Annotated in this window: 25 protein-coding genes; 11 read left to right on the top strand and 14 right to left on the bottom strand. The window is 68.6% G+C overall.

The window, feature by feature from the left end; translation table 11 throughout:
* Positions 1 to 78: 78 nt before the first annotated feature.
* The gene (locus ACYQPG_RS09460) at positions 79 to 432 is read right to left on the bottom strand and encodes an ArsR/SmtB family transcription factor (RefSeq protein ID WP_147905894.1); all 354 of its coding nucleotides are present in this window, start codon (positions 430 to 432) and stop codon (positions 79 to 81) included.
* A gap of 107 nt (positions 433 to 539) precedes the next feature.
* Between ACYQPG_RS09460 and ACYQPG_RS09465 the strand changes: the two genes are divergently transcribed.
* The 3 genes from ACYQPG_RS09465 (at position 540) to ACYQPG_RS09475 (ending at position 4,455) form a co-directional block, all read left to right on the top strand.
* On the top strand, positions 540 to 1,286 hold the full coding sequence (locus tag ACYQPG_RS09465; protein ID WP_147905893.1) for a glucose 1-dehydrogenase: 747 nt from the start codon (positions 540 to 542) through the stop codon (positions 1,284 to 1,286).
* A 399-nt stretch (positions 1,287 to 1,685) separates the two neighbouring features.
* Positions 1,686 to 2,429 carry an alpha/beta fold hydrolase gene (locus tag ACYQPG_RS09470; RefSeq protein ID WP_419829293.1) on the top strand — a complete coding sequence of 248 codons (744 nt, stop codon included), beginning with the start codon at positions 1,686 to 1,688 and terminating at the stop codon, positions 2,427 to 2,429.
* A complete protein-coding gene (locus ACYQPG_RS09475) occupies positions 2,419 to 4,455 on the top strand; it encodes a PAS domain S-box protein (protein WP_461230789.1) in 2,037 nt (678 codons plus the stop codon). The genes ACYQPG_RS09470 and ACYQPG_RS09475 overlap by 11 nt, the downstream gene beginning before the upstream one ends.
* A gap of 677 nt (positions 4,456 to 5,132) precedes the next feature.
* On the opposite strand, the gene ACYQPG_RS09480 is transcribed toward ACYQPG_RS09475, so the two are convergent.
* From ACYQPG_RS09480 to ACYQPG_RS09510, 7 genes are all read right to left on the bottom strand, one after another.
* On the bottom strand, positions 5,133 to 5,402 hold the full coding sequence (locus ACYQPG_RS09480) for a BrnA antitoxin family protein (RefSeq protein WP_147854718.1): 270 nt from the start codon (positions 5,400 to 5,402) through the stop codon (positions 5,133 to 5,135).
* Between the two features lie 6 nt (positions 5,403 to 5,408).
* Positions 5,409 to 5,768 (bottom strand): hypothetical protein, encoded by a 360-nt coding sequence (locus ACYQPG_RS09485; protein WP_147905890.1) that lies wholly within the window; start codon positions 5,766 to 5,768, stop codon positions 5,409 to 5,411.
* 303 nt (positions 5,769 to 6,071) lie between these two features.
* Complete coding sequence (locus ACYQPG_RS09490) at positions 6,072 to 7,058, bottom strand: energy transducer TonB family protein (protein ID WP_147905889.1); 987 nt, start codon at positions 7,056 to 7,058, stop codon at positions 6,072 to 6,074.
* Between the two features lie 5 nt (positions 7,059 to 7,063).
* The gene (locus ACYQPG_RS09495; protein WP_147905888.1) at positions 7,064 to 7,537 is read right to left on the bottom strand and encodes an ExbD/TolR family protein; all 474 of its coding nucleotides are present in this window, start codon (positions 7,535 to 7,537) and stop codon (positions 7,064 to 7,066) included.
* Between the two features lie 149 nt (positions 7,538 to 7,686).
* Positions 7,687 to 8,382 (bottom strand): MotA/TolQ/ExbB proton channel family protein, encoded by a 696-nt coding sequence (locus tag ACYQPG_RS09500; protein ID WP_147854539.1) that lies wholly within the window; start codon positions 8,380 to 8,382, stop codon positions 7,687 to 7,689.
* Positions 8,383 to 8,512: 130 nt separating this feature from the next.
* Positions 8,513 to 8,989: a Tat pathway signal protein gene (locus ACYQPG_RS09505; protein ID WP_147938686.1), complete on the bottom strand. Its 477-nt coding sequence runs from the start codon at positions 8,987 to 8,989 to the stop codon at positions 8,513 to 8,515.
* A gap of 63 nt (positions 8,990 to 9,052) precedes the next feature.
* Positions 9,053 to 9,508 carry a hypothetical protein gene (locus ACYQPG_RS09510; RefSeq protein WP_461230790.1) on the bottom strand — a complete coding sequence of 152 codons (456 nt, stop codon included), beginning with the start codon at positions 9,506 to 9,508 and terminating at the stop codon, positions 9,053 to 9,055.
* Positions 9,509 to 9,968: 460 nt separating this feature from the next.
* Here ACYQPG_RS09510 and ACYQPG_RS09515 point away from each other — a divergent pair, with 460 nt between their 5' ends.
* Both ACYQPG_RS09515 and ACYQPG_RS09520 read left to right on the top strand, forming a co-directional pair.
* A complete protein-coding gene (locus tag ACYQPG_RS09515) occupies positions 9,969 to 10,397 on the top strand; it encodes an Hsp20 family protein (RefSeq protein ID WP_147906003.1) in 429 nt (142 codons plus the stop codon).
* A gap of 148 nt (positions 10,398 to 10,545) precedes the next feature.
* Positions 10,546 to 10,830 carry a BQ00720 family protein gene (locus ACYQPG_RS09520; protein WP_147854535.1) on the top strand — a complete coding sequence of 95 codons (285 nt, stop codon included), beginning with the start codon at positions 10,546 to 10,548 and terminating at the stop codon, positions 10,828 to 10,830.
* Positions 10,831 to 10,851: 21 nt separating this feature from the next.
* On the opposite strand, the gene ACYQPG_RS09525 is transcribed toward ACYQPG_RS09520, so the two are convergent.
* Entirely contained in the window at positions 10,852 to 11,619 is a 768-nt protein-coding gene (locus tag ACYQPG_RS09525) for an alpha/beta fold hydrolase (RefSeq protein WP_461230791.1), read from the bottom strand.
* A gap of 170 nt (positions 11,620 to 11,789) precedes the next feature.
* Here ACYQPG_RS09525 and ACYQPG_RS09530 point away from each other — a divergent pair, with 170 nt between their 5' ends.
* From ACYQPG_RS09530 to ACYQPG_RS09540, 3 genes are all read left to right on the top strand, one after another.
* Positions 11,790 to 13,013 (top strand): glycosyltransferase family 4 protein, encoded by a 1,224-nt coding sequence (locus ACYQPG_RS09530; RefSeq protein WP_187278889.1) that lies wholly within the window; start codon positions 11,790 to 11,792, stop codon positions 13,011 to 13,013.
* A gap of 228 nt (positions 13,014 to 13,241) precedes the next feature.
* Positions 13,242 to 13,763 (top strand): translation initiation factor IF-3, encoded by a 522-nt coding sequence (infC, locus tag ACYQPG_RS09535; protein WP_007561393.1) that lies wholly within the window; start codon positions 13,242 to 13,244, stop codon positions 13,761 to 13,763.
* A gap of 98 nt (positions 13,764 to 13,861) precedes the next feature.
* On the top strand, positions 13,862 to 14,647 hold the full coding sequence (locus ACYQPG_RS09540) for a HesA/MoeB/ThiF family protein (RefSeq protein ID WP_461232443.1): 786 nt from the start codon (positions 13,862 to 13,864) through the stop codon (positions 14,645 to 14,647).
* Here the strand turns inward: ACYQPG_RS09540 and ACYQPG_RS09545 are convergent.
* From ACYQPG_RS09545 to rpmI, 5 genes are all read right to left on the bottom strand, one after another.
* Positions 14,636 to 15,517 carry a DUF1186 domain-containing protein gene (locus ACYQPG_RS09545; protein ID WP_461230792.1) on the bottom strand — a complete coding sequence of 294 codons (882 nt, stop codon included), beginning with the start codon at positions 15,515 to 15,517 and terminating at the stop codon, positions 14,636 to 14,638. The genes ACYQPG_RS09540 and ACYQPG_RS09545 overlap by 12 nt on opposite strands.
* Positions 15,518 to 15,527: 10 nt before the next feature.
* Positions 15,528 to 17,948: a phenylalanine--tRNA ligase subunit beta gene (gene pheT, locus ACYQPG_RS09550; protein ID WP_461230793.1), complete on the bottom strand. Its 2,421-nt coding sequence runs from the start codon at positions 17,946 to 17,948 to the stop codon at positions 15,528 to 15,530.
* A gap of 322 nt (positions 17,949 to 18,270) precedes the next feature.
* Complete coding sequence (pheS, locus tag ACYQPG_RS09555; RefSeq protein WP_461230795.1) at positions 18,271 to 19,353, bottom strand: phenylalanine--tRNA ligase subunit alpha; 1,083 nt, start codon at positions 19,351 to 19,353, stop codon at positions 18,271 to 18,273.
* A gap of 164 nt (positions 19,354 to 19,517) precedes the next feature.
* The gene (rplT, locus tag ACYQPG_RS09560; RefSeq protein WP_147905880.1) at positions 19,518 to 19,895 is read right to left on the bottom strand and encodes a 50S ribosomal protein L20; all 378 of its coding nucleotides are present in this window, start codon (positions 19,893 to 19,895) and stop codon (positions 19,518 to 19,520) included.
* A gap of 50 nt (positions 19,896 to 19,945) precedes the next feature.
* A complete protein-coding gene (rpmI, locus tag ACYQPG_RS09565) occupies positions 19,946 to 20,149 on the bottom strand; it encodes a 50S ribosomal protein L35 (RefSeq protein WP_007561407.1) in 204 nt (67 codons plus the stop codon).
* A 374-nt stretch (positions 20,150 to 20,523) separates the two neighbouring features.
* On the opposite strand from rpmI, the gene ACYQPG_RS09570 reads away from it, so the two are divergent.
* The 3 genes from ACYQPG_RS09570 to dapE all read left to right on the top strand — a co-directional run bounded on the left by ACYQPG_RS09570 (position 20,524) and on the right by dapE (position 25,691).
* Positions 20,524 to 21,654, top strand: coding sequence for a glycosyltransferase family 4 protein (locus tag ACYQPG_RS09570; protein WP_147905879.1), 1,131 nt, complete (start codon positions 20,524 to 20,526; stop codon positions 21,652 to 21,654).
* 148 nt (positions 21,655 to 21,802) lie between these two features.
* Positions 21,803 to 24,145 (top strand): amylo-alpha-1,6-glucosidase, encoded by a 2,343-nt coding sequence (locus ACYQPG_RS09575; RefSeq protein ID WP_461230796.1) that lies wholly within the window; start codon positions 21,803 to 21,805, stop codon positions 24,143 to 24,145.
* 376 nt (positions 24,146 to 24,521) lie between these two features.
* Complete coding sequence (gene dapE, locus ACYQPG_RS09580; RefSeq protein ID WP_461230797.1) at positions 24,522 to 25,691, top strand: succinyl-diaminopimelate desuccinylase; 1,170 nt, start codon at positions 24,522 to 24,524, stop codon at positions 25,689 to 25,691.
* Positions 25,692 to 25,708 lie beyond the last annotated feature (17 nt).

Raw genomic sequence — 25,708 nt, forward strand, 5'->3', positions numbered from 1 at the left:
ATCGACGGGAGGGGGCCTTGTCTGCGGACCGGCCCAAGCGTGCGACGCGGCCGGGTCGGCGGTACCCAGTGCCGAACGTTACGCGTCGGGCCCGCGCGCTTGTTTGCCGGCGTCCGACGCGTAGGCGTTGAGGATCGCCGCCAGCAGGCCCGGAAACCGCGCCTCCACCTCGGCGCAGCGCGAGTGGTTGCGCATCTCCACTCCGTGGCGCTCGCTCCGGATCAGGCCCGCCTCACGCAGCACCTTGAAGTGCGCGGACAGCGACGATTTCGGGATGACCCGGTCGCCCAGGGCGGAGACGGCGGAACAGGCTTCGACGCAGCCCGACCGCATGATCTGCGCGTAAATCGCCGCCCGATTCGGGTCGGACAGGGCGTGGAGGATCGCCTCCGGTCGGATGTCCTCGATGGCGGGGTGAAACAGCGGCCTCATGATTTCCGCATGTAGGGTCTTGATCCGCGCACCGTTAGTTCCGAAATTCCGAACTATGGGACTAAGGCGGCCATACCGGCGCCGGTCCCGTGCCGAGGTTAGCACACATGTCGAAGCTCGAGGGCAAGGTCGCCGTGGTCACCGGCGCATCGAAGGGCATCGGGGCCGGAATCGCAACGGCGCTGGCGCGGGAGGGCGCCGCGGTCGTGGTCAATTACGCCAGCAGCCGGGCGGATGCCGAGGCCGTGACCGCGGCCATCAACGCGGAGGGCGGCAAGGCCATCGCGGTGCAGGGCGACGTATCCAAGGCTGCCCAGGCGCAGGGCTTGATCGCGGCCACCGTGACGCAGTTCGGCCGGCTCGACGTGCTGGTCAACAATTCCGGCGTCTACGAGTTCGCCACGCTGGAGGAGATCACGGAGGCGCATTACCGCCGGCTGTTCGACGTCAACGTGCTGGGTGTCCTGCTGACCAGCCAGGCCGCCGCGCCGCATCTCGGCGAAGGCGCGAGCATCATCAACATCTCGTCGGCCATCACCCACGTGCACACGCCCGCCGCCGCGGCCTATGCCGGGACCAAGGGGGCGCTGAACGCGATCTCGGGCGTCCTGGCCAATGAGCTGGCGCCCCGCCGGATTCGCGTGAACGTGGTCAGCCCGGGCTTCGTGGTGACCGAGGGCACGCATACGGCCGGAATCGTCGGCTCCGAGATGGAGGCCGGCTTCATCGCCCAAACGCCGCTCGGCCGCGCCGGACGACCGGACGACATCGCTGGCGTGGTCACGTTCCTGGCCTCCGACGACGCCCGATGGCTGACCGGCGAGGTGATCACCGCCAGCGGCGGGATCCGCTGATCCGCAACGCCCGATTCCGCGTGGTCATCGGCGACGGGGCCGCGCGGGTTCCCGAAACGGTCGTGCCGTAGGCGCACGCCGTTGCCCCGAGGCGGGTATTCCAGGTGATTCGTCTCGACAGCTGGCTTCTGCCGTTCGGGACGATACGCCAAGCCTTGTACGGTGGAGACGGGCACCAGTTCCGGGACAGCACGCCGCCTTATTACGAAGCGCGGGCCGCCCGCTGCCGTGATCGGCGCCGATGGCGCCAAAAAGGGGTGCGTTCCCTGTAGGGCTGCGATGCGGTCCGGATTGCTTCACGATCCGGAACGGCCTTAGACCGGAACGCGGTCGAAGGGAGCGGACGTGTCGGTCCTCCAACGTCACAATGTGCGGGTCGCAGGATCCGGCGAGACTGCCATGGTCTTCGCCCACGGGTTCGGCTGTGATCAGAACATGTGGCGCTTCGTGGCACCTGCGTTCGAGAACCTCTTCCGCACCGTCTTGTTCGACCATATCGGCGCCGGCGGGTCGGATCTGTCGGCCTACGACCCGGTGAAATACGCAACCCTGGCGGGCTACGCCGACGACGTCGTGGCGGTGTCGCGTGCGCTCGGCGTGAGGGGCGGCGTGTTCGTCGGCCATTCGGTGAGCGCGATGATCGGCATCCTCGCCTGGAAGCGGGCGCCAGACCTGTTCGACAGCCTCGTCCTGGTCTGCCCGTCGCCGCGCTACATCGACGACGGCGATTACGTCGGCGGCTTCACTCCGGCGCAGGTGGAGGAACTGCTCGACTTCCTCGACAGCAACCACATGGGCTGGTCGCACACGATGGCCCCAGTGATCATGGGCAACCCCGATCGGCCGGAACTCGGGCAGGAACTCACCAACAGCTTCTGCCGCACGGATCCCGAGATCGCCAAGCGCTTCGCCCGGACCACCTTCACGTCGGACAACCGGGCTGACCTGGATGGCGTCACCGCCCGATGCCTCGTCATCCAGTGCTCGGACGACATCGTCGCGCCGCAGCAAGTCGGCGCGTATGTCCACCGCAAGCTGCCGAACAGCACGCTGGTCCATTTCGAGGCGTCGGGCCATTGCCCGAACCTGAGCGCCCCGGAGGAGACCATCGCGGCGATCGAGGCCTTCGTCCTTGGCGGCTAAGGGCGACGCGCCGCCCTGCGCCCCCGGGCCGGACGTCGACGACCTCGAAGACCTCTTCGAGAACGCCCCGTGCGGCTACGCCTCGGCCCTGCCGGACGGGCGGTTCTCCCGGGTCAACCGGACGCTGGCCAACTGGCTGGGCTATCCGCCCGCGGAACTCGTCGGACGCAGGTTCCTCGATCTGCTGACCATTGCGGGCAAGATCTATTACGAGACCCATTTCGCGCCGCTCCTGCGCCTGCAGGGATCGTTCAAGGAGGTGGCGTTCGATCTGGTGCGCCGCGACGGAACGACCCTGCCGGTCATCGCCAACGCAGTCGTCCGCCGGGACGACGCGGGCGACGTCCGCTTCATCCGGATCACCGCGTTCGATGCCTCGGACCGCCGCCGCTACGAGCGCGATCTCCTGGAGGCCCGCCGCCACGCCGACCAGGCAAGGATCGCCTTGCAAGACCTCAACCTGACGCTGGAGGCCCGGGTGGCGGAACGGGCCCGCGCCCTCGATCGGGCGTGGCGGCTCTCCCCGGATCTGTTGGTGGCGGCGGATGCCGTGGGCGTCGTGACGGCCGTGAATGCCGCCTGGACGACCCTGCTCGGCTGGCAGTCCGCCGATCTCGTCGGGCAAAAAGTCTCCGCGTTCATCCACCCGGACGACCTTGCGGCGGCCCAGGCTGCGCTGGCCGGAATCGTGACGGCTCCCGTGAGTGTCCCGTTCGAGTCCCGCCTGCGGCACGTGGACGGGAGTTATCGCCGCTTCGCCTGGACGGGGGCGTTCGAGGACGGGCAGATCTACGGAACCGGCCGGCATACCACCGCGCAGCACGAGCAGGCCAACGCGCTGCAGCGAGCGGAGGAGGCGCTGCGCCAGTCGCAGAAGCTGGAGGCGGTCGGCCAGCTTACCGGCGGCGTCGCCCACGACTTCAACAACCTGCTGACCATCATCCGCTCGTCAGTGGACTTCCTGCGCCGCCCCGACCTGCCGGCGGAAAGGCGCGACCGCTACATGGATGCCGTGTCCGACACGGTCGACCGCGCCACGAAGCTGACGAGCCAGCTCCTGGCCTTCGCCCGGCGCCAGACGCTCAAGCCCGAGGCGTTCGAAGTCGGCGAGCGCCTGCGCGGCGTGGCCGACATGCTCAACACCCTGACGGGTGCGCGCATCCAGATGCGCACCGACCTGCCGGCCGAACCCTGCTACGTGAAGGCGGATCTCAGCCAGTTCGAGACCGCCTTGGTCAACATGGCGGTCAACGCTCGTGACGCCATGGACGGCGAAGGCACGCTCACGCTCCGGTTGACCTGCGCCAGCGCCCTGCCGCCGATCCGCGGCCACGCGGCCGCCCTCGGTCCGTTCGCGGCAGTGTCGCTCACCGATACCGGGACCGGCATCGCGCCGGACATGCTCAGCCGCATCTTCGAGCCGTTCTACACCACCAAGGAGGTCGGCAAGGGCACCGGCCTCGGGCTCAGCCAGGTGTTCGGGTTTGCCAAGCAATCCGGTGGCGACGTCGCCGTTCACAGCGTCGTCGGCAGTGGCACGACCTTCACGCTCTACCTGCCGGAGATCGACGTCGTGGCGCCGGAGGACCTTGTGGTCCCCTATCTCCGCGAGGGTTTTCCGGCGGGCGGCGGCCAGCACGTCCTGATCGTCGAGGACAATGTCGAGGTCGGGCGCTTCGCCACCCAGATCCTGGAGGATATCGGCTACCGGGCGACCTGGGCGGCCAACGCCGAGGATGCGATCGAGAAGCTCGGGCCGGACGGCGCCGGCTTCGATGTGGTGTTCTCCGACGTGGTGATGCCCGGCATGGGCGGCATCGCGCTTGCGCGGCTGCTCCAGCGCCGGATACCGAACGTGCCGGTGCTGCTGGCGACCGGCTACAGCCACGTCCTGGCCCAGGACGGGCTGCACGGGTTCGAGCTGATCCACAAGCCATACTCGGCCGATCAGCTCGGCCGCATTCTCGGCCGCGTGCTGTCGCCGGCGTTCGGGCAAACGATGACGGAGATCGAGCCGCCAGGGTGACGTTCCGGCTCAGAGACGCGGGCCAGGTCCGACGGCATGCGCCAATCTCCCGCCCGGGGGGCAGCCGAGAACGCGGCACGGAAGTAAGAGCGACGGGCCACAGAGGGCCATACTCATCCACGGATCCCAGGTTTACGCGGACCCTTCAGCCGCTGCCCCGTCGCGGAGACCATGGTTGCCGGCCAGGCGGGGCAGCCATATGCCGCCCGTTACTGCAAACACCTGGGAAGGGTCGAGACCTGCGCGTCTTGCACTTGCAGATGACGGCAACTGCTTGCCGACGGGATCGGGTGTTCACTGTCTGCCATTGCCTTTGGCCCGCAAGCCTTCGGGAATGTCCCGTCTCTGGACGGGGACAGGAAGATTCCGGGCGCGCCGCATCCTCTGCCCGGAGCGGCGAACCGGAAAGCTTAGCATTCGGGGAGCACGATGCGTGAGGCCGCTCGCTACCGACGTGGAAGCTGGTTCGCCGTAAACACTCGCGTGAACGCGGGGACCGTGAGGCGAGCCTGAGCGTATCAGCGCAACGCCGCAGGCCAAGACTTCGAGCACGATCGATCGACCCCGACGGCAAGCGGTGGGCCGGCCCAGAGGAAAACGGCGGCGCGCGCAAGCGGCCGCGAACACCCGGCGCCTTTGAGGAGCCCGGCTATCCAATCGGAAAGTCCCGATCCGCCCTACGCGTCGTCAGCTGGAACGAGGGTCTTCAACGCCTCGTTGACGCGGTCCTGCCAGCCCGGGCCGTCCTTCTGGAAATGGGCCAACACGGCGCTGTCGAGGCGCAACGTGACCATCTCGCGCGCGCCCGGGACCGCCGTCGGGCGGGGAGCCGACGGCGCGGGTGGTGGAGGAGCAGCGGCGGGCTTGGCGGTCGTGGCGGCTTTGAAAGCCGCCTCGGCGGCCGCGCGCGGATCGGTGAAGCGGCGGCGGTTGCGATCGTCGGCCATCGGCCCTCAGTCCTTCGCGACGGCTTTCTTCGGCGCGGCCTTCTTGGCGGCACCTTTTGCAGTCTTGCTCGCGATCTTGGCGGCGGCCTTGGCTTCCTTCTCGGCAACCTTGGCTTGCACCTCGGCGGCCTTGACCTCGGCCTCGGCCGCTTCCTTGGCGAGACGCAGCGAACGCAGCTTCAGCGTCCGCTCGTCGATCGCCTTGATCGACGCGTGGTGCTCGGCCATCGCCTGCGCGCCCTCGCGGGCCATGCGCTCGGCCCGCTCCGCACGCTCGGCGCGGTTGTCGGCCCGGGTCTTCGCTTCCGCTTCCGCGTCGCGGATGTCCTCGGCCTCGTCGAGGTCGGTCTCAGTCTCGTCGCTCATCCTGTGCCTTTCGCCCCGGTCCAGCGGAACCGCGTCCTGCGCGTCGCGCGCCGGAACGGTCTCTGGAGCGGGTCCGGCCTGTTCGAGGGGTGAAGGGGCAAGGCCGGATGATCCGCCCCGCCGCGCCGTCCTGAGACGACTGTTCGAGGCCGTGATCGCAAAGGCATTAGCACGCTCCCGCGCCGGATGGCGAATCCGGCCTGTTGATCGTGCTCGACAGACGAACGTATTCGTCTCGGATCGTGGAGCGCCTGTTCAATCGAAACCGGCGCCTCTGCCTCGGCGCGCGCCGTCTATTCGCTCTCAGCGCACGCGATAGTTGAGCGGGATCGTCACCGAAAGGCTCGGTTGCGTCACGCCGGGGGGCGCCGGCGGCAGGCCGCCCCGCACCGCCGCCAGGGCGGCGCTGTCGATCTGGCCTACGCCGCTGGACCGGGCGAGGCCCGCGCCCGACACCGCCCCCGAACGCATCACCGTGAACCGGACCATGGCGGTACCTCCGGCGGTGCCGGCGGCGGCGCCTGGATTCATCCGACCATGGATCGCCGCGCTGATCGCTCCGGTCCATTGCCGCAGCGCGCTCGGATCGCTGCCCGCGGCGGCCCGGCCGGCGGCGTTCTGGCGCGATGCCGACGCCGAGTTGCGCGCCTCGGCCCCCTGCTGGGCCTTGGCCTGCTTCGCCTTCGCTTCGCGGGCTGCCTTCTGCTTCGCTTCGCGGATCTCCTCGAGACGCTCCTCGCGCTTCTGCTCGCGCAGCTTCTCTTCGCGGATCTTGCGCAGCTTCGCCTCGCGCTCGGCCTTGATCTTGGCCGGATCCGGCGTCGGCTTCGGCGGCTCCTCGGTCTTGGCGACCTCGGTCGGCGGCGGCGCCAGCGGCTCGGCGGACTCGGCTGTCGAGGTGATGACCTCGCTCTGGGCCTCCACCGGAACGACCTCCTGCGGCGGCTCGGTGACGGCCTCGGTCTCGTCCGGCTTGACCTCGGTCATCTCGGGCGGTGGCGGCTGCACGGCCTCGTCGGGCGGCAGCTCCACCGGCTTCGCCTCCGGAGGCGCGGCCTGGCTCATCTGCTGCTCCGCCGGAGCCTCGGTCGAGGCCTCGGTCATCACCGGCGCCAGATCGATCGAGATCTGCTGCTCGCCGGGGGGCGCCGGCGGTGTCAGCCGATAGAACATCACCGCCACGAGCACGAGCGCGTGCAGCGCGAAGGCGACCAGGAAGGCGGCGAGCAGCCCGGTCGGGCGCGGCTCGCCGGGCCCGGCCGACAGATCCGTCGAAGTCAGCGTGCTCATGGATGTCAGCGAGCGGTCTCTGCGGGGGCGGCCGGTGCCGCCGGGGCGGGGCCGCCCGGCGACTGCGCGATCAGCGACACCTTGGTGAAGCCTGCCTGCCCGACGAGGCCCATCACCTGCATGATCTTGCCGTAGGGCACGTCCCGGTCACCCCGGACCAGGATCACCTGATCCTTGTCGGCCGACGCCATCTCGCGCAGGCGCGGAACCAGGCTGTCCATGGTGAACACCTCCTTGGCGATCGACGGGTTGCCGTCCTTGTCGACCGTGACCTCCTGCGGCTTCTTCGACTGCGCGACCTTGGCGGCTGCGGTCTTGGGCAACTGTACCGGCACGCCGGTCGTCATCAGCGGCGCGGCGACCATGAAGATGATCAGCAAGACCAGCATCACGTCGACCATGGGGGTCACGTTGATGTCCGACATCGGCAGGTCGTCGTTGTCGTCATCGTCGCTTGCGCGGGGCGATGCCATCGCCATGGCGGCGTCTCCGAATGAAGGTGTTCGGCCCGGTTCGAGCCAGGGTTCGAGGCGTCCTCGGCCGCAGCACGTCGCCGACCGGTTGGGCGCCTTGGATCAGGGGCGGCGCGCCGGGCCCGCTCGCGAAGGGCCCCTGCGCCGCAGGAGACCTACTCGGCGGCTGCGCGGTGCTGTCCGGCCCCCGTCCGCTCGCGGGCGAGGCGATCGCCCAGCAACGAGATGTAGGACGTGAAAGAGCTCTGGATGCCGCCGATGTCGCCCGCGAGCTTGTTGTAGGCCATCACGGCCGGGATCGCGACGACCAGGCCGATGGCGGTGGCGAACAACGCCTCGGCGATGCCGGGGGCGACGACGGCGAGCGAGGTGTCCTGGCTCCGTGCGATCGACGAGAAGGAGTTCATGATGCCCCAGACCGTGCCGAACAGGCCGACGAACGGGGCTGTCGAACCCGAGGTTGCCAGCAGCGACAGGCCGGTGCGCAAACGCTTCACCTCGAGGCCCAGCGCGCCGCGCATGGCCCGCTCGATCCGCTCGCGCCGCTCGGCCCGGGTCTCCGTCGGGTCCTGGTCGCGCCACGCATCGATGGCGGCCTTCACGACGTGGCCAGTCAGGCCCTTGTGATTGCCGTCGAGGCTGCCACCGGACCGCACCAGCTTCTCGAACGCCTTCGCCTGACGCCGGGCCGCGGAGAGCCGGATGATCTTCTCGAACACCACCGTCCAGCACGCGATCGAGGCGATGACCAGCAGGATCATCACGCCCTTCACGATCGGGTCGGCCTGCAGGAACAGGCCGAGGAACGAGAAGTCGTGGGCGACCTCGGTCGGGGCTTGTGTCGGGTCCATCGCGGGCTCCTGGGATCGTGGTGTCACGCGGCCGGGGGCCGCCATCGCATCGAGGGGCGGCGAAAGCCGCTGGCCGTCCGGCGGCGCGCCGCCGGGCGGTGTGGTCGAACAGACCCTTATGGCGCCCGCATCAACGGTCGAAGGCGAGGCCGGCCTTGCTCTCGGTCTCAGTCCGCTCCAGGCATGCCTCGCGGGCGGCATCGCCGCCATCGCAGGCCAGAACGTCGTTCAGAAGCACTCGTCCGACCTTGCTGCAGGCGATGCCCGGGAAGTCGAAGATCTTCACGATGGTCTTGCGGGCCGGCAGGGGGCCGAGTTCCACCGCGACGCGCTTCTGGGCGACGCCTTCGGGATCGAACGCGAACAAGTCGACCTTGTACGATTTGAGGCCAACGCCCTTGGCATTGTCGACCACCATGGTCACCCGGCAGGCCTCGCCCGCGGTCTCCAGCTTGTTGAGTTGCAGCTTCAGCGGCGTCTTATCGGCGCCGGCGTCCTGCGCCAGCGCAGAGGCGACAAGGAGCGCCGAGAGTGCGAAGCACGCGGCCGTATCGAGGGCGATCCGACCGATCCGTCGGCGGTACAGTGGGACGCTCAGGGCAAGCACCAGGCTGATTTCCTCTTTTCTCAGGGTCGGCTGTCGCCGGACCAGACCGTCGAAGCGGCCGACTCAGTGAAGCACGACCCGCCGCGGGCAGGCTGCCGGCGCTAGGCGCTCCGCCGCCGCGTCGAGGGTCGCCACGGCGGCACGGACCGCCTCGACCAGGCGGGGCGCCGCTTCCCGCCCCGTGATTTCGGCGGCGGCCTCTTCAAGTTCCGCCCAGAGCCGACGTCGTCCACGACCGATCAGGGCGACCAGGGCGCATTCGTGGCCGGTGACCCGGCAACAGCTCGCAGGCATGAAGGACCAGTCGTCCTCGCGCTCCGCCCGGAGCGCACGCACAATCGCAACCACGCTCGCGACGAAACGGCAGCCTTCCGTTGCGCCAAGCAGCTGCTCCGCGCCGTCGTAGGCGGCATTCCAACAGGCGATGTCGCTGGTCATATATCCGGCCGCGACAAACCGAGCGACCGACAGGGCCAGGATATCGGCCTCATCGCCGCACACGTCGGCGACCTGCTGCATCGCCGCATGACTGGCCGGTGTCGAAGGCGCGCTCATCGGGACTCCGCTCCGTCCCGTCGGGTTCGGGAACTTCCGGCGAGTGTCCGCCCGAACCGGACGATCACCAGTCGGGGCAGTAGCTATGGGCGCTTCCTGGATCAAGGCCCGACGAGAAAATCAGAGCAGTTCCAAACTGTTAGTTGGAAGCGTGGCCGTTCTCGGACTTGCTGGATTATCCTGGCCTAATCTGCCGAAAGATCCCAATTCCTCGATGGTTTTCGCGGTGCACCCCTCCTTCCCACGGGGAAATTTCCCGGTTCCCTTGATGGGGTTGGCGCGCTTGGCCATATCCGTTTACCGGCGGCGTTCCGCCCGGCGGAGCGCTGTCCCGGACGGGCTCCATGGAGTCGAGGTGCTCGGAGATCCGCGGGCTGCGGCTAGCCCTCGTGTCGGAGGCCTCGCTGTGAGGATGGCGGCCGCGATGACTCGACCCTCGCCTTTCGGGCACCCGTTCCTGCTCGGCTTCGACGAGATCGAGCAGGCGCTCGACCGGGTCGCCAAGGGCGCCAACGACGGGTATCCCCCCTATAATATCGAACGGTTGCCCCGCACGGAGCGCGAGCCCGAACGCTTGCGCATCACGCTCGCGGTGGCTGGCTTCACCCAGGATCAACTCGACGTGACGCTCGAGGAAAATCAGCTGGTCGTCCGCGGCCGGCAGGTGGACGAGCGTGAGCGGCACTTCCTGCACCGTGGCATCGCGGCGCGGCAGTTCCAGCGGACGTTTTTGCTGGCCGACGGCATGGAAGTGCTGGGGGCAGATCTCGCCAACGGCCTGCTTTCCATCGATCTCGTCCGCCCGGAGCCCGACCGGATCGTGCGCAAGATCGATATCGGCGCGCGTGGCTAGTGCAACGGCGATCGCGGGTGCGGCGTGAACGCAGCCCGGCGATGCCCGCGGTCGATTGATTGGCCGCCGAAACACACCACATCAGGATGGAACCACCGGTGCCTCCGGGACCGGAGGTAGACGCTCTGCCACCCTAGGAGGGCTAAACATGACGAACTTGAACGCATCGCCCCTCACCCCCGCCGATCTCGACCCGACCGAGTTCAATCCGGCAGATCTCGCGGCGCTCGGCGAGGGCCATATCGCCTACGTTCGCCCGATACGTTCCGATGAGGTCCGTCGCCTGTTCCCGCAGGCTCCGGAACTGATGCCCGGCCTCGACCTGTTCGCACTCCTCTCGGCGAGCGGCGAGCCGATCATGCTGGCCGATTCCCGCGACGTGGTGCTGGCCAATGCCGTGGCCCAGGATCTCCACGCCGTCAGCCTGCACTGACGCCGGGCAGACCGTCTTCGGTCAGCTGATTGCTGCCACCGCCGCCACGAGCCGCGCAATGTCCTGCGGTCGTGACAGGCGGTGGTCTCCGTCCGCGATCAGCGTGAGCACGGTACCCTCGGCGGGAAGGCGGCTCACCGTTTTCAGGGCGTGCTGGTACGGCACGTCCCGGTCGCGCATCCCCTGCAGGATGTGGACGGGGCAGGCAGGGTCGAACGGGTGCTCGAGCAGCCTGTTGCTCCGGCCGTCCTCGATCAGCGCCAGGGTGATCGGATCTGGCTCCGGCGCATAGTCGCTTGGCCTCCGGAGCACGCCGTCTCGCGTCAACGCTGCGCGGGCGGGCCCGTCGAGATTGGACCAGATCAGATCCTCGGTGAAGTCCAGGGCCGGTGCGATCAGCACCAGTGCCGCAGTCGTCTGGCCGCGTGCGGCGCGGTCGCGGGCGGCCAGGCTTGCGATCCAGCCGCCCATCGACGAACCGACCAGGATCGGCGGCTCGGGCACGTAGGCCGACAGGACGGCTTGCGCGTCCTCCAGCCAGGACGAGATGGTGCAGTCGGCGAAGGTGCCGCCGGAGGCGCCGTGGCCGGCATAGTCGAACCGCACCAGGGCGCGCTTTTCCTCGGTGGCCCATGCGTCCAGGGCTGCGGCTTTGGTGGCGGTCATGTCCGAGCGGAATCCCCCGAGCCAGACCACCGGGGGCCCGGCGCCCTCTCGAAACCGCACGGCGATCTTGCGTGCGGCGTCACCTTCACCGACGCTGATGAAGGTCGGCCCTGTATCGGTCATCGATCTCTCCGGTAGGCCTATCTCGGGCTTGAAGAAGTCCATCCCTGACCGGATCGGCTTCAACCTGCGTTTACCAGACCGTAAAGCGCGACCGCGATGCTGGGGCAATGGGTACCAGCATGTTGCAGATGCCGGCGGGAGGCTTGCGTCTCCACGCCGAACGAGCGCGGATGGGTGATGTGACGCGCGGCCTGACGGGCTTCCCCGCCGAAATCGATGTCCTTGCGGGCGCCCGCGTCCTGCAGATCATCCCGGAACTCGATGCCGGTGGCGCCGAGCGGACGACCGTCGACGTGGCCGGCGCCTTGGCCGCGGTGGGCGCCCGGGCCCTGGTCGCCACCGAGGGCGGCCGCCTCATCGGCGAGCTTCAGGCGAAGGGCGGGCATTGGCTCCGTTTCCCGGCCGCGTCGAAGAATCCGGTCGGCATGGCGGTGAACGTCGTGCGGCTGATGGCGCTGTGTCGGCGAGAGGGCGTGCAGATCGTCCACGCCCGGTCGCGGGCGCCGGCCTGGGTCGCGCTCGGGGCCGCACGCCGGCTCGGCCTGCCGTTCGTCACGACCTACCATGGCAGCTATTCCGGCCGGACCGGCGTGAAGGTGCTGTACAATTCCGTGATGGCCCGGGGCGACGTGGTGATCGCCAACTCGCGCTACACCGCCGACCTGATCCATCGCCTGCACGCCGAGCAGGCCGGCGATCGCGTGCGGGTCATCCACCGGGGCACGGATCTCGCGGTGTTCAATCCGGTGGCGGTGGGCGCCGGACGGGTCGAGGCGCTGCGTCGGGCATGGAACGTGGCACCCCACGAGCGGGTGATCCTGCTCGCTGCCCGCCTGACCGCCTGGAAGGGGCATCGGGTGCTGATCGACGCCGCGGCGCAGATGCGGGATCGGGGCGTGCCGGACCTCGCGGTGGTGCTCGCCGGAGACCCGCAAGGCCGGACGTCCTACGAGCGCGAGCTCGATGCGCTGATCGCCGCCCGCGGCCTGGGCGGCATCGTGCGCCGGGTCGGCCACTGCACCGATATGCCCGCGGCGTTCCGCGCGGCGTCCGTGGTGGCCGTCCCGTCAGTGGAGCCGGAGGCGTTCGGCCGCTCGGCCGTGGAAGCCCAGGCGCTGGGCACGCCTGTGGTCGTCTCCGATCTCGGCGCGGTCCCCGAGACGGTGCTGGCGCCGCCGGACGTCGCGTCCGGCCAGCGGACCGGCTGGCGGGTGCCACCCGGCGATGCCGGCGCCCTCGCCGCAGCCCTCACCGAAGCCCTGTCTCTCGGTGCCAGCGCCCGCGATGCGCTGGTCCGGCGCGGGCGCGCCCATGTGGAGGCGAATTTTTCGCTGGAGCGCATGGCCGGCGACACCCTGGCCGTCTACGCCCAGCTGCTGGGGCGGCAGAGCTGAGAAACCCGTGCCTTTGGGCACGGTGGGCCGGCCAGACGACCACGGGGTGCCGATTATTTCACCGACCACGCCGGCGACCCGTTGACTCTCGTGGAGCTTCCTCCAACGTAGTAGGTCCGGGACAGACCGGAACGGCTGGCGGTCAGGGGATCCACGGAACGGGTCGCCAGATCCGCCGTTTCGTCGTTGCAGCAGGAGACCGAAGCCATTCGTAGACCGATGAGAGCCATGCCGGCCCCGCAGAAGGACGGGCCGCGCGCCAACCGCGACATTCGCGGGGTGCGGGAAGTGCAGCTGATCGACGATACCGGGCAGAACCGCGGCGTCGTCCCCTTCTTCGACGCGCTGACTCTCGCTGAGGAGGCCGGCCTCGATCTCGTGGAGATCGCGCCGAACTCGGTGCCGCCCGTCTGCAAGCTGCTCGATTACGGGCGCTTCCGCTTCAACGAGCAGAAGAAGCAGAACGAGGCGCGCAAGCGGCAGAAGACCGTCGAGGTCAAGGAGATCAAGCTCCGCCCCGGCATCGACAAGCACGATTACGATACCAAGATGAAGTCGGTTCATCGCTTCTTCGAGGAAGGCGACAAGGTCAAGGTGACCCTGCGCTTCCGCGGTCGTGAGATGGCTCACCAGGATATCGGTCTGCGCCTCCTGGAGCGCGTGAAGAACGAGACGGCCGAGATCGCCAAGGTGGAGAGCGAGCCGATGCTCGAAGGCCGCCAGATGATCATGATCCTCGCGCCGCGCTGATCCCTTCGGCTACAGCGATCTACGCCGCCTCCTGACCCGGGGCGGCGTTCGCATGAGTAGCGCTTCCGCAAAGCCGCGGAGGCGACTATCTCGTGGCTATGGCTCTGGCTCCCGAAGAGATCGAACGCTACGCCCGTCACCTTGTCCTGGCCGAGGTCGGCGGCCCCGGGCAGGCACGCCTCAAGGCGGCCCGGGTGCTGGTGATCGGGGCAGGGGGGCTCGGCGCGCCGCTGATCCAGTATCTTGCGGCCGCCGGCATCGGCACGATCGGCATCGTCGACGACGACACCGTCTCGCTGTCGAACCTTCAGCGCCAAGTCATTCATGGCACGCCGGATCTCGGCCGGCCGAAGGTCGCGAGCGCGGCCGACGCGGTCGAACGCCTCAACCCGCACGTGGCGGTGGTCCCGCATCCGTTCCGCATCACGCCGGACAATGCCGTCGATCTGATCGCGGGCTACGACCTCGTCGCCGACGGCTCCGACAACTTCGCCACCCGCTACGCCGTCTCGGATGCCTGCTTCCACGCCGGGCGACCGCTGGTGACCGCTGCGCTCGGCCGGTTCGACGGGACGCTCACCACGATCCGCGCGCACGAGACCGGCCCGGACGGCAAGCCGAATCCGACCTATCGCTGCCTGTTCCCGAACCCGCCGCCGCCCGGAAGCGTGCCGGCCTGCGCCGAGGCCGGCGTGCTCGGGGCGCTGGCCGGCGTGATGGGCTCGCTGATGGCCATGGAGGTGATCCGCGCCGTGGCCCAATTCGGCGAACCGCTGGTCGGGCGCCTGCTCATGGTCGACGCCCGCTCGATGCGATTCGAGACGCTGCGCTACGGCTGGGACCCGGACAATCCGCTCAGCGGCACCGCGGCCTCAGCTCAGTAGAGCGCCCGGCGGCATCCACGGGCCGTCAGTCTCCGCCTTGCCGAGGCAGCACTTCTTGAACTTCTTGCCCGAGCCGCAGGGACACGGATCGTTGCGCCCGACATCCTTCAACGGATTGCGCTGCGGCTCGCCGGCGCGCTCCGCGGTCCAGTCGAGCGCCTCGACCGGATCGTCGAGATAGCCGTACTGGTAGGGCCCGAGCCGGTCCCGGTCCTCCGGCTTGGTCTCGGCCTTGCGCAGCGCCTCCTTGAACCAGGCCGCGTCGCTGATCTCGTCGGTGATCCGCCCGTCCGCCCGAGCCGCCGCGGCACGCGGGGCGAGATCGCGAAAGCCCAGATGTGCGATCGCCTCCTCCCAGCCGACCCAGGCCGGTCCCTCCTCGACGGCCGCCTGCGCGTCGTCGAAGCGGACCAGCAGGTCGTGCATCGCCTCGCGCGCGATCCGGCCTTCCAAAGCCAGGAAGGTGCAGGCTGACAGCAGCGCCATGCGGGTGAGGTCATCGACCGTGCTGTCGAGGATCAGCCGGAACAGCGGCAGTTGATCGCCGTCGAACAGGCTCGCCACGACCTTGGAGAGCGTCGCCGTCACGGCGTCGCCCAGGATCGCGTCGAGCGTTTCCTCGTCCTGCCGGAGGAGCTTGAGGAGCGGCGCGAGGGCGCGCGTATCCCGGGCATGCGCCAGGACGTGCACGCCCCAGAACAGGAGGTTGGCGTCCTCCGGCGAGATCTCCCGCCCCTCGGCCGCGGCTTCGAGCAGCGGCAGAGTCGCATCGGCGATCTCGGCCGGATGTCCGAGCGCTTCCCGCAGCGCCTTGGTCGGCAGGTGCTCGGACACCGCCAGGTCCTCGATGAGCGCTGCGATCCGGTTCATGCCGTTTTCCTTAGGACCGCAGGGTCGCGCCGGTCCGGCGCGAGACTTCCGTGACGATCTTGGCGCTCACCGCCTCGATCTCGGCATCGGTGAGGGTGCGCTCCACCGGCTGCAGGCGAACCGCGATGGCCACCGACTTGGACCCGTCCGGCACGCCGGTCCCCTCGTAGAGGTCGAAGACCTCGACGCCGGTGACCAGCTTGCGCTCCGCCCCTTGCGCCGCCTTGACGATGTCGCCTGCCGGGACGTCGCGGCCGACCACGAAGGCGAAGTCCCGGGACAGCGGCTGGAACTCGGAGAGGGTCAGAGCGGGCTTGGCCTTGGTCGGCTTGTGCTTGGGCAAAGGCAGGGCGTCGAGCACGATCTCGAACGCCACCAGGCTGCCCTTGAGGTCGAGGGCCTGCAGGGTCCGCGGATGGACCTCGCCGAACCAGCCGATCTCGGATTTCGGCCCGAAGCGCAGCGTGCCCGAGCGTCCGGGGTGGAGCCAGGACGGGCCGCCTGCCGTAACCTGGAGGCCGCCGGTCGGCACGCCGAGAGCGCCCAGCAGGGCGAGGGCGTCGGCCTTCGCGGCGAAGACGTCCACCGTCCCGGCCGAGCCGTCCCAATGGCGCCCGGCACCCGTCAGGGTTGCGCTGCCGCGGCGCACGGCGGCGGCGCGGATGCTCTGCCCTTCCGGCTCGTCCGAGGCGAAGCACTGACCGACCTCGAACAGGGCCGCATCCGGATAGCCGCGGTCGGCGTTGCGCTGCGCCGCCCGCAGCAGACCCGGCAACAGGCTCGGGCGCATGTCCGACAGTTCGGACGCGATCGGGTTGGCGAGCACGAGGTCGGCGCCGCCCCCGCCGAACAGCTCGGCATCGGAATGCGGGACGAAGGACCAGGTCACCGCTTCCATCAGGCCGCGACTCGCCAGGGCCCGCTTGGCCGTCCGGGTGCGCTTCTGCATCACCGTGAGCAGCGGCCGGCCGATCCCGGCAATTCGCGGCAGCGGCTTCGGCTCGATCCGGTCCAGGCCGGCGATACGGATGACCTCCTCGACCAAGTCGGCCTTGCCCTCGACATCGGGCCGCCAGGACGGCGTCAGGACCTCCACCCGGTCGCCGGTGCCGGAGATTTGGAAACCCAGCGTCTCCAGGATCAGCTTGATCTCGGTCTGCGGCAGTTCGATGCCGGCCAGGCGCCGCACCTCGGTCCACGGGAAATCGATGATCCGCTCCGATTCCGGGGGCTCGCCGGCGATCGTCGACTGGGAGGGCGTGCCGCCGCACAGATCGACCACGAGGCGCGTGGCGAGGTCCAGGCCGGGGAGCGTGAAGGCCGGGTCGACGCCGCGCTCGAACCGGTAGCGCGCATCGGTGATGATGCCGAGCCGGCGCCCGGACTGGGCGATGTTGGCCGGGTCCCACAGCGCCGATTCAATCAGCACGTCCGTGGTGGACTCGTCGCAGCCGGAGGCCTGGCCACCCATGATGCCGGCTATCGATTCGACGCCGGCTTGATCGGCGATCACCACGGTGTCGTCGGTGAGCGTGTAGGTCCGTCCGTCGAGCGCCAGGAGGCTTTCGCCTCCGTGGGCCCGCCGCACCGTCAGGTTGCCCGAGACCTTGGCGGCGTCGAACACGTGCAGCGGCCGGCCGCGATCGAAGGTGACGTAGTTGGTGATGTCCACGAGGGCGTTGATCGGTCGAAGACCGATCGCCCGCAGCCTGGCCTGCATCCAGGCCGGCGACGGACCGTTCTTCACGCCGCGCACGAGTCGAAGGGCGAAGAGCGGGCAAAGTCCGCGATCCTCCGGCGCGAGGGCCAGGTCGACCTCGACCGGGCAGGGACCTTCGCCGCGCACGCCCGGCGCGGCCTCGTGCTTGAGGCTGCCGATCCCGGTCGCCGCGAGGTCGCGGGCGATGCCGTGCACCGAGGTGCAGTCCGGACGGTTCGGCGTCAGGTTGATCTCGATGACCGCATCGTCGAGCCCGGCATAGAGGGCGTAGCCCTGGCCGACCGGCGCATCGGCCGGGAGTTCGAGGATGCCATCATGGTCCTCGCCGAGTCCGAGTTCCGCCCCCGAGCACAGCATGCCGTGGCTCTCGACGCCGCGGATCGTGCCGACCGAGAGGGTGATCGCCTTCCCGGGCACATAGGTGCCGGGCGGCGCGAACACCGACACGAGACCCGCGCGTGCGTTCGGCGCACCGCAGACCACCTGGATCGGCACGCCCGCCCCGGTCTCGACGGTGCAGACCCGCAGACGGTCGGCGTTCGGATGCTGCTCGGCTGTCAGGATCCGGGCGACGACGTAGGGCTTGAGCGCGGCCGCCTTGTCCTCGACGCCCTCGACCTCGAGGCCGATGCGCGTCAGCGTCTCGGTGATGGTGTCGAGGGAAGCCTCGGTGTCGAGGTGGTCCTTGAGCCAGGAGAGGGTGAATTTCATCGATCGTAACCTCTTGGCTCAGGAGAGCCGGGCTTTCGTTATGAGGAGGATAGCCAGCTTGCGGCGCTGGTCGTCGCCCAGGGACTCAAGGGCCTCCACGGCCTCTCTGGCGCGAGCCATCGAAACAAAGACCGTGGGAGACGGTGTAATAGACAGTGCTCACGGCACGTCGCAGCGGTGCCGTGCGCAAGTTCATCCGACCGCTCTGGTGGGCTGGCATTTCGGCCACTTCAAGAAGATCGGAGATGATGGAATTGCCGAGACGCGGCATTACGGATCTCCGCGCTCGCCCTCGTCATCATGGTCCCCCCCAAACCTCTCCCTACCCCGTCAGACCGCCGATCAGGCTCGGCACGTCGAGCGGCCGGAAACCGTAATGGTCCAGCCAGCGGACATCCGCCTCGAAGAACGGACGCAGGTCCGGCATGCCGTACTTGAGCATGGCGATGCGGTCGATGCCGACCCCGAACGCGAAGCCCTGCACCGCGTCCGGATCGAGGCCGCAATTGCGCAGGACGTTCGGGTGGACCATCCCGCAGCCCAGGATCTCCAGCCAGTCGTCGCCCTCGCCGAAGCGAATCTCGCCGCCCTTGCGGGAGCACTGGATGTCGACCTCGGCCGACGGCTCGGTGAATGGGAAGAACGATGGGCGGAAGCGCATCTTCACCCCATCGACCTCGAAGAACGCCTTGCAGAACGCCTCCAGCACCCATTTCAGATTCGCGATGTTGGCTGCCGTGTCGATCACCAGGCCCTCGACCTGATGGAACATCGGCGTGTGCGTCTGGTCGGAATCGTGCCGGTAGGTCCGGCCCGGGATGATCACCCGGATCGGCGGCGTCTGCGACCGCATCGTGCGGATCTGGACGGGTGACGTGTGGGTGCGCAGCACCTTGCGCTTTCCGGCGTGGTCCGGCGCCAGGAAGAAGGTGTCGTGCATCTCGCGCGCCGGGTGGCCGGGCGGGAAGTTGAGCGCCGTGAAGTTCAGTTCGTCGGTCTCGATATCGGGGCCTTCCGCGACGGCGAAGCCCATGTCGGCGAAGATCGCCGTGATCTCGTCGATCACCTGGGTGATCGGATGGATCCGGCCGCGGACCTCCGGGGCGTCCCGCAGCGGCAGCGTCACGTCCACCCGCTCGGAGGCGAGGCGAGCCTCCAGCGCGGCTTCCATCAGGACGGTCTTGCGAGCGGTGACGGCGCCCTGGATCCGGTCGCGCAGGCCGTTGATCAGGGGCCCGCGCTCCTTGCGCTCGTCCGGCGTCATCGCGCCCAGCGTCTTCAGCAGGTCCGAGACGCTGCCCTTCTTGCCCAGTGCGGCGACGCGCACCGCGTCGAGCGCCGCCTCGTCGGAGGCCGCCGTCACCTGAGCCAGGAGGTCGCGTTCGAGGGTATCAAGATCGGTCATCGCTGCCTTCGAGCAGGGTTGTCGGAGCCGCCGTCGCGGCGTGCTCTCGCGCGTTGTTCGCCGTCGCGCAAGCGCGCGCGTGGCCGGGCCGCGCCCCGGGAACGCAGAAGGCGCGACTCTCGGGGGAGAGCCGCGCCTTCCTGTGTCTCGCCGAGGGCCTGAAGTCAGGCGGCCTTAGCGGTGGTCTCGGGGAGGGCGGCCTTGGCCTTCTCGACCACGGCGGCAAAGCTCGCCGGCTCGTGGATCGCCAGCTCCGACAGCGCCTTGCGGTCGACGATGATGCCGGACTTGGCAAGACCGTTGATGAAGCGCGAATAGGTCAGGCCATGCTCCCGGACCGCCGCGTTGAGGCGCTGGATCCAGAGGGCGCGGAACGTGCGCTTCTTATTCTTGCGGTCGCGATAGGCATACTGCATGCCCTTCTCGACCGCCTGCTTGGCGATGCGGATGGTATTCTTGCGCCGGCCGTAATAGCCCTTGGCGGCCTTCAGAACTTTTTTGTGCTTCGCGTGACTGGTCACGCCGCGTTTGACGCGGGCCATCGGTTATCTCCTGGTTTCGACGAAAGACAGTGGCAACGGGTGTCGAAGGCTTACCGTGCGTTCGGCAGGAAGTACTTCTTCACATTGGCGGCATCGCCCTCGAACAGGGTCGTGGTGCCGCGCAGGTTGCGGATCTGCTTGGTCGTCCGCTTGATCATCCCGTGGCGCTTGCCGGCCTGGGCGTACATCACCTTGCCGGTGCCGGTGATCTTGAAGCGCTTCTTGGCGCCTGATTTGGTCTTCAGCTTGGGCATTTGGCTCTCCGTTGCGCGAAAATTCCTCCGGGCCGACCCGTGAGGGTCGGATGAGGTGTGCGCGATGATGCTTCTGGTGGAGCAGCACGAGCCGCCACGGCAGCCCTATCGGCCGGGCGGTTCGACGCGGGGCGGCTTATGACAGAAACGCGAAGCCACGGCAACGGCTTCGGTGGCATCGGGGTGCGCCGCAGCCGAAGCCCGAGGGTGGGCGCGCATCGGGGAATGCGGGGACAGCTTCCGCGCTGCACAAAAGTTATCGAGACAACCTGCAGGCGCAGGAACCATAACCTTGGCCGTCGGTTTCATTCATGTCCCGCTCAGGCCGGCAGGGTTAGATCTTTCGTCAAAGTCGGCCAACCAGGAGACACTTCGTGCGCATTGCCCAAATCGCTCCGTTGTCGGAGGCCGTCCCTCCGAAGTTCTACGGCGGCACCGAGCGCGTCGTCAGCTGGATCACGGAAGAACTGGTCCGCCAGGGCCACGACGTCACCCTGTTCGCCAGCGGCGATTCGGAGACGTCGGCCAAGCTTGCGGCCTGCACGCCCGAAGGCCTGCGTCTGCTCGGTTACCGGGATCACACCGCCAGCCACCTGGCTATGCTGCATCAGGTCCATCGCCGGGCGCACGAGTTCGATATCCTGCACTTCCACATCGATCTGCTTCAGTATCCGATGTTCGAGGATCTGAACCACAAGTGCATCACCACGATGCATGGTCGTCTCGACGTTCCGGACTTCATGCCCGTCTACCGCACCTTCACCGGCATGCCGCTCGTGTCGATCTCCGACAACCAGCGCGAGCCGATGCCGCCGAACGTCAACTGGCTGGCCACGATCCATCACGGCCTGCCGTCGCAGAACTGCCCGTACACCCCCGAGGCCGCCGGCGGCTACCTGGCGTTCCTGGGTCGCATCTCTCCGGAGAAGCGCCCCGACCGTGCCATCGAGATGGCGATCCGTTCGGGCACGCCGCTCAAGATCGCCGCCAAGGTCGATAAGGCGGACCAGGATTACTGGGACGAGGTTATCGAGCCGATGACCCATCACCCGCTGGTCGAGTACATCGGCGAGATCAACGAAGAGCAGAAGAAGGCTTTCCTCGGCAACGCCCTGGCGCTCGCCTTCCCGATCGACTGGCCGGAGCCCTTCGGCCTGGTCATGATCGAGGCGATGTCGGCCGGAACCCCGGTGATCGCGTTCCGTAACGGCTCCGTGCCTGAGGTGATCAAGGACGGTGTCAGCGGCGTGCTCTGCGAGACGATGGACGACGCGGTGAACGCGGTGGCCAAGGTCAAGACCATGAGCCGCGAGGGCGTGCGCCGCCACTTCGAAAGCCAGTTCACCGCTGAGTGCATGGTCAAGAAGTATGTCGCCGCCTACGAGGAGCTTCTGTCCCGGGGCGCCGACGTGATCCAGATGCAGAAGTCCGGGTTCCAGCCGCATTACGGTGACGTCAACGGCTCCGCGCGTCCGGCCATTTCGGTCGCCGCGATGCCGGCCTGAGATTCGGCATCGGGCTTGCGAGGAACGGCCAGCCCGGCCTAGCGTCGCAAAGGCGCCTCATCCGAATGGTCACGAGGGCCGCCGCATCAGTACCGATGCGGCGGCCCTCTCGATTCGTACCCCTCACACGCACTCGGAGACGTTCTGCATGGCGGCGGAGAATACGGCGGCCCATGATGCGACCGCGCGGACAAAGGGCGGCACCGTCTCGGTGGCGCCCGGCTTCCAGGACGCTGACGATGTGCTGCCGACCTACCACATCGAGGCCCACACCTCGTTGGTCGAGCGCCCGCTGCGGGCCCTGAAGTTCGGCGAGGCGTTCGGGGTCCTGGACTCCTACGGGGATATCGGCGTCCAGCCCGGGCCGGAGGGTCTGTACTTCCAGGACACCCGGTATCTGTCCCGCCTCGAGCTCACGGTGGAGGGCCAGCGTCCGCTGATGCTGTCCTCGGTCATGCAGGACGACAACGGCGCTCTGAGCGTCGACATGACGACGCCCGACATCCGCCTCGACGCCCACGACGAGACCTCGATCCCGCGCGAGACCATCGCGATCGAGCGCACCAAGTTCCTGTTCCGGGGCGCCTGCTACGACCGCATCGGCCTGCGCTCGTTCGATTCGAAGCATCGGCGCCTGCGCATCGCCATCACGTTCGATGCCGATTACCGCGACCTGTTCGAAGTGCGCGGCACGGACCGCAAGGAGCGTGGCAAGCGCGGCGTGCTGGTCGCGAGCGACCGGGAAGTGCAGTTCCGCTACGTCGGGCTCGATGAGATCGTGCGGACGACCTCGCTCCATTTCGGCCCGAAGCCGGACGTGATCGAGCCGGGCCGCGTCGCCTTCGACGTGTCCCTGCCGCCGGAGGGCCGTGCTTCCCTGTTCATCCGCGTGGCCTTCGAAGCCCACCGGGCCTTCACCAAGCCCCCGGGTGCCGAGATGGTCGGCGAGGACGCGGCCGCCAAGCTGACCCTGGCGGCCAATGTCGGCGGCGCCCGTCGCGAGCCGAAGGACCTCGCCGAGGGCATGATCTTCGCCCGGGCCTATCGCGATGCTCGCCGGGACCTGCGCGAGCTGACGGCGGGGATCACCACGATCATCTCGTCGAACGACCAGTTCAACGAGGGCCTGTGCCGGGCCACGGCCGACCTCTACATGCTGGCGAGCCGCACGCCGGAGGGGATCTACCCGTTCGCCGGGATCCCATGGTACTCCACGGTGTTCGGCCGCGACGGCATCATCACCGCCATGATGGCGCTGTGGATCGATCCGAAGTTCGGCCGCGGCGTCCTGCGCTACCTCGCGGCGACCCAGGCCCGGGCGGTCGATCCGGCAGCCGATGCCCAGCCCGGCAAGGTACTGCACGAGACCCGCCGGGGTGAGATGGCGATGCTCGGCGAGGTGCCCTTCCGTCATTACTACGGCACCATCGACGGCACGCCGCTCTTCGTGATGCTGGCCTGGGAGTACTACGCCGTCACGGGCGATCTCGAGACCATCCGGGCGATCTGGCCGTCCCTGGAACTCGCCCTCGAATGGATGGACCGGTACGGCGATCGCGACGGCGACGGCTTCGTCGAATACGCCCGCGACACCGACAAGGGCCTCGAGAACCAGGGCTGGAAGGACAGCCACGATTCGATCTTCCACACCGACGGCCAACTCGCCAAGGGGCCGATCGCGCTGTGCGAGGTGCAGGGCTACGTCTACGCCGCCAAGAATGGCATGGCCAAGCTCGCGGCTTTGCTCGGGCACGATCCGATGGCCGAGCGCCTGTCGCACGAAGCCACCGCCCTGCGCGAACGCTTCGACGCCGCGTTCTGGAACGAGGAGATCGGCACCTACGCACTCGCGCTGGACGGCTCCAAGAAGCAGTGCGCCGTGCGCTCGTCGAATGCCGGGCACGCGCTGTTCACCGGAATCGCCAAGCCGGAGCGGGCCGCCCGGGTCGCCGAGACCCTGCTGGGCAAGGACGGCTTCAACGGCTGGGGCGTGCGCACCATCGCCAAGGGCGAGGCGCGCTACAATCCGATGTCGTACCACAACGGCTCGATCTGGCCGCACGACAACGCCCTGATCGCGATGGGGCTGGCCCGCTACGACCGCAAGCACGAGGCGGCGCGCATCTTCCAGGGGATGTTCGACACTTCGCTCTACCAGGACCAGAAGCGGCTGCCGGAGCTGTTCTGCGGCTTCATGCGCCGGCGCCAGCGCGGGCCGGTGGCATACCCAGTGGCCTGCAGCCCGCAGGCCTGGGCGGCGGCGGCACCGTTCGCGTTCCTGGCCGCCTGCCTGGGCCTGGAGCTCGATCACGACCGCAACAGCGTCCGGCTGAAGAACCCGGTCCTGCCCGGCTTCCTCGACGGTGTGACGCTCTACAACGTCAAGCTGGGGCACTCGCGCCTGGACATCCGGTTCCAGCGCTACGACGACGACGTCACGGTCTCAGTGCTGCGCCGCCACGGTGACGTGCAGCTGATCGTGACGAAGTAGGCGGGCCCGCCAGCCGCCGCGGCCCGATGACGGCGCCGCGGCGGTCCGTGGCCGAGGCCAGCCCACGGCCTTTCGTGGCAGGTCGAGGACGGAACCGCTGGCCGCCCTTTCCTGGCCGCCTGCCGGGTCGGTGGAAGGCGATCCGGGATCCAGGTGACGAACGCACCGAGAAGCGGCACAGACGATCCGGTGGACGCTGCGCGTGCCTTCGTGCTGGACCCCGGATTGCATCCCGCTGCCGCTGTATGCACTCCGGGAAAAGCGCTGCGGAAACAACAACGCTCTGGGATGTCAGGGTCTCGCTCATCTCCCGTCTCCGGGCGGCCCGACTTGCTGTAAGGGGCCGCCCGAATTCTTCAGTTCCGGGACACGCCCCATGCCGACCGACCATTCCGCTCTGTCGCTCGCTCAAGCGCTGATCCGCTGCCCGTCCGTGACCCCTGAGGATCGCGGCGCCCTCGATGTGGTTGCGCAGACTCTCGGCGCGGTTGGATTCGCGATCGAGCGGCCGGTCTTCGCCGAGCCGGGTTATCCCGATACGCCGAACCTGTACGCACGCATCGGCACGCGTGGTCCTTGCCTCGTCTTCGCCGGCCACACCGACGTGGTGCCGGAAGGCGACGGGGCCTGGCGCCACGGACCGTTCGACGGGGCGGTGGCGGACGGCATGCTCTATGGCCGCGGCGCCGCCGACATGAAGGGCGGTATCGCCTGTATGCTGGCCGCGACCCTGGCGTTCCTGGGCCGCCGGGGCAGCGACTTCGCCGGCTCCATCGCCTTCCTGATCACCGGCGACGAGGAGGGGCCGGCGGTCAACGGCACGGTCAAGCTGCTCGACTGGGCCCGCGCCCGGGGCGAACGCTTCGACCATTGCCTGCTCGGCGAGCCGACCAATCCGGGTCAGCTCGGCGAGATGATCAAGATCGGCCGCCGCGGCTCGCTCACCGGCAAGCTGACCGTGCTGGGCCGCCAGGGCCACGTCGCCTACCCGCATAAGGCCGAGAACCCGATTCCCGGGCTGCTGCGGCTCGCCTCGGCGCTGGTCGCGGAGCCGCTCGACCGCGGCACGGCACATTTCGATGCCTCGAACCTGGAATTCACCACGATCGACGTCGGCAACCCGGCCACCAACGTGATCCCGGCGACCGCCCGTGCCACCTTCAACGTCCGGTTCAACGACGATTGGACCGCCGAGAGCCTGGGCGCCGAACTCCGCAGGCGACTGGAGCAGGCGGCCAGCAACGCGATCCGCTTCAGCCTGGACCTGCAGCCGTCGAACGCACCCGCCTTCCTGACCCAACCGGACGCCTTCGTGGACCTCGTCTCCGAGGCGATCCGGGTCGAGACCGGCCTGACGCCCGCCCTGTCGACCACCGGTGGGACGTCGGACGCGCGCTTCATCAAGGATGCCTGCCCGGTAATCGAGTTCGGGCTGGTCGGCGAGACCATGCATCAGGTCGACGAATGCGTGGCGGTGGCCGATCTCGACCGGCTGACGGCGATCTACGAGCGGGTGCTGGAGGCGTATTTTCGACCCCGGAGCTGAGTCCGGCATACGCCTCG

This window comes from Methylobacterium sp. CM6246 (assembly GCF_054818005.1).

What these genes read in the sequence shown, in the direction of transcription:
- ACYQPG_RS09460 (WP_147905894.1), bottom strand. Translation starts at nt 432, where the DNA reads ATGAGGCCGCTGTTTCACCCCGCCATCGAGGACATCCGACCGGAGGCG.
- ACYQPG_RS09465 (WP_147905893.1), top strand. Translation starts at nt 540, where the DNA reads ATGTCGAAGCTCGAGGGCAAGGTCGCCGTGGTCACCGGCGCATCGAAG.
- ACYQPG_RS09470 (WP_419829293.1), top strand. Translation starts at nt 1,686, where the DNA reads ATGGTCTTCGCCCACGGGTTCGGCTGTGATCAGAACATGTGGCGCTTC.
- ACYQPG_RS09480 (WP_147854718.1), bottom strand. Translation starts at nt 5,402, where the DNA reads ATGGCCGACGATCGCAACCGCCGCCGCTTCACCGATCCGCGCGCGGCC.
- ACYQPG_RS09485 (WP_147905890.1), bottom strand. Translation starts at nt 5,768, where the DNA reads ATGAGCGACGAGACTGAGACCGACCTCGACGAGGCCGAGGACATCCGC.
- ACYQPG_RS09490 (WP_147905889.1), bottom strand. Translation starts at nt 7,058, where the DNA reads ATGAGCACGCTGACTTCGACGGATCTGTCGGCCGGGCCCGGCGAGCCG.
- ACYQPG_RS09495 (WP_147905888.1), bottom strand. Translation starts at nt 7,537, where the DNA reads ATGGCGATGGCATCGCCCCGCGCAAGCGACGATGACGACAACGACGAC.
- ACYQPG_RS09500 (WP_147854539.1), bottom strand. Translation starts at nt 8,382, where the DNA reads ATGGACCCGACACAAGCCCCGACCGAGGTCGCCCACGACTTCTCGTTC.
- ACYQPG_RS09510 (WP_461230790.1), bottom strand. Translation starts at nt 9,508, where the DNA reads ATGCAGCAGGTCGCCGACGTGTGCGGCGATGAGGCCGATATCCTGGCC.
- ACYQPG_RS09515 (WP_147906003.1), top strand. Translation starts at nt 9,969, where the DNA reads ATGACTCGACCCTCGCCTTTCGGGCACCCGTTCCTGCTCGGCTTCGAC.
- ACYQPG_RS09520 (WP_147854535.1), top strand. Translation starts at nt 10,546, where the DNA reads ATGACGAACTTGAACGCATCGCCCCTCACCCCCGCCGATCTCGACCCG.
- ACYQPG_RS09525 (WP_461230791.1), bottom strand. Translation starts at nt 11,619, where the DNA reads ATGACCGATACAGGGCCGACCTTCATCAGCGTCGGTGAAGGTGACGCC.
- ACYQPG_RS09530 (WP_187278889.1), top strand. Translation starts at nt 11,790, where the DNA reads ATGGGTGATGTGACGCGCGGCCTGACGGGCTTCCCCGCCGAAATCGAT.
- infC (WP_007561393.1), top strand. Translation starts at nt 13,242, where the DNA reads ATGCCGGCCCCGCAGAAGGACGGGCCGCGCGCCAACCGCGACATTCGC.
- ACYQPG_RS09540 (WP_461232443.1), top strand. Translation starts at nt 13,862, where the DNA reads ATGGCTCTGGCTCCCGAAGAGATCGAACGCTACGCCCGTCACCTTGTC.
- ACYQPG_RS09545 (WP_461230792.1), bottom strand. Translation starts at nt 15,517, where the DNA reads ATGAACCGGATCGCAGCGCTCATCGAGGACCTGGCGGTGTCCGAGCAC.
- pheT (WP_461230793.1), bottom strand. Translation starts at nt 17,948, where the DNA reads ATGAAATTCACCCTCTCCTGGCTCAAGGACCACCTCGACACCGAGGCT.
- pheS (WP_461230795.1), bottom strand. Translation starts at nt 19,353, where the DNA reads ATGACCGATCTTGATACCCTCGAACGCGACCTCCTGGCTCAGGTGACG.
- rplT (WP_147905880.1), bottom strand. Translation starts at nt 19,895, where the DNA reads ATGGCCCGCGTCAAACGCGGCGTGACCAGTCACGCGAAGCACAAAAAA.
- rpmI (WP_007561407.1), bottom strand. Translation starts at nt 20,149, where the DNA reads ATGCCCAAGCTGAAGACCAAATCAGGCGCCAAGAAGCGCTTCAAGATC.
- ACYQPG_RS09575 (WP_461230796.1), top strand. Translation starts at nt 21,803, where the DNA reads ATGGCGGCGGAGAATACGGCGGCCCATGATGCGACCGCGCGGACAAAG.
- dapE (WP_461230797.1), top strand. Translation starts at nt 24,522, where the DNA reads ATGCCGACCGACCATTCCGCTCTGTCGCTCGCTCAAGCGCTGATCCGC.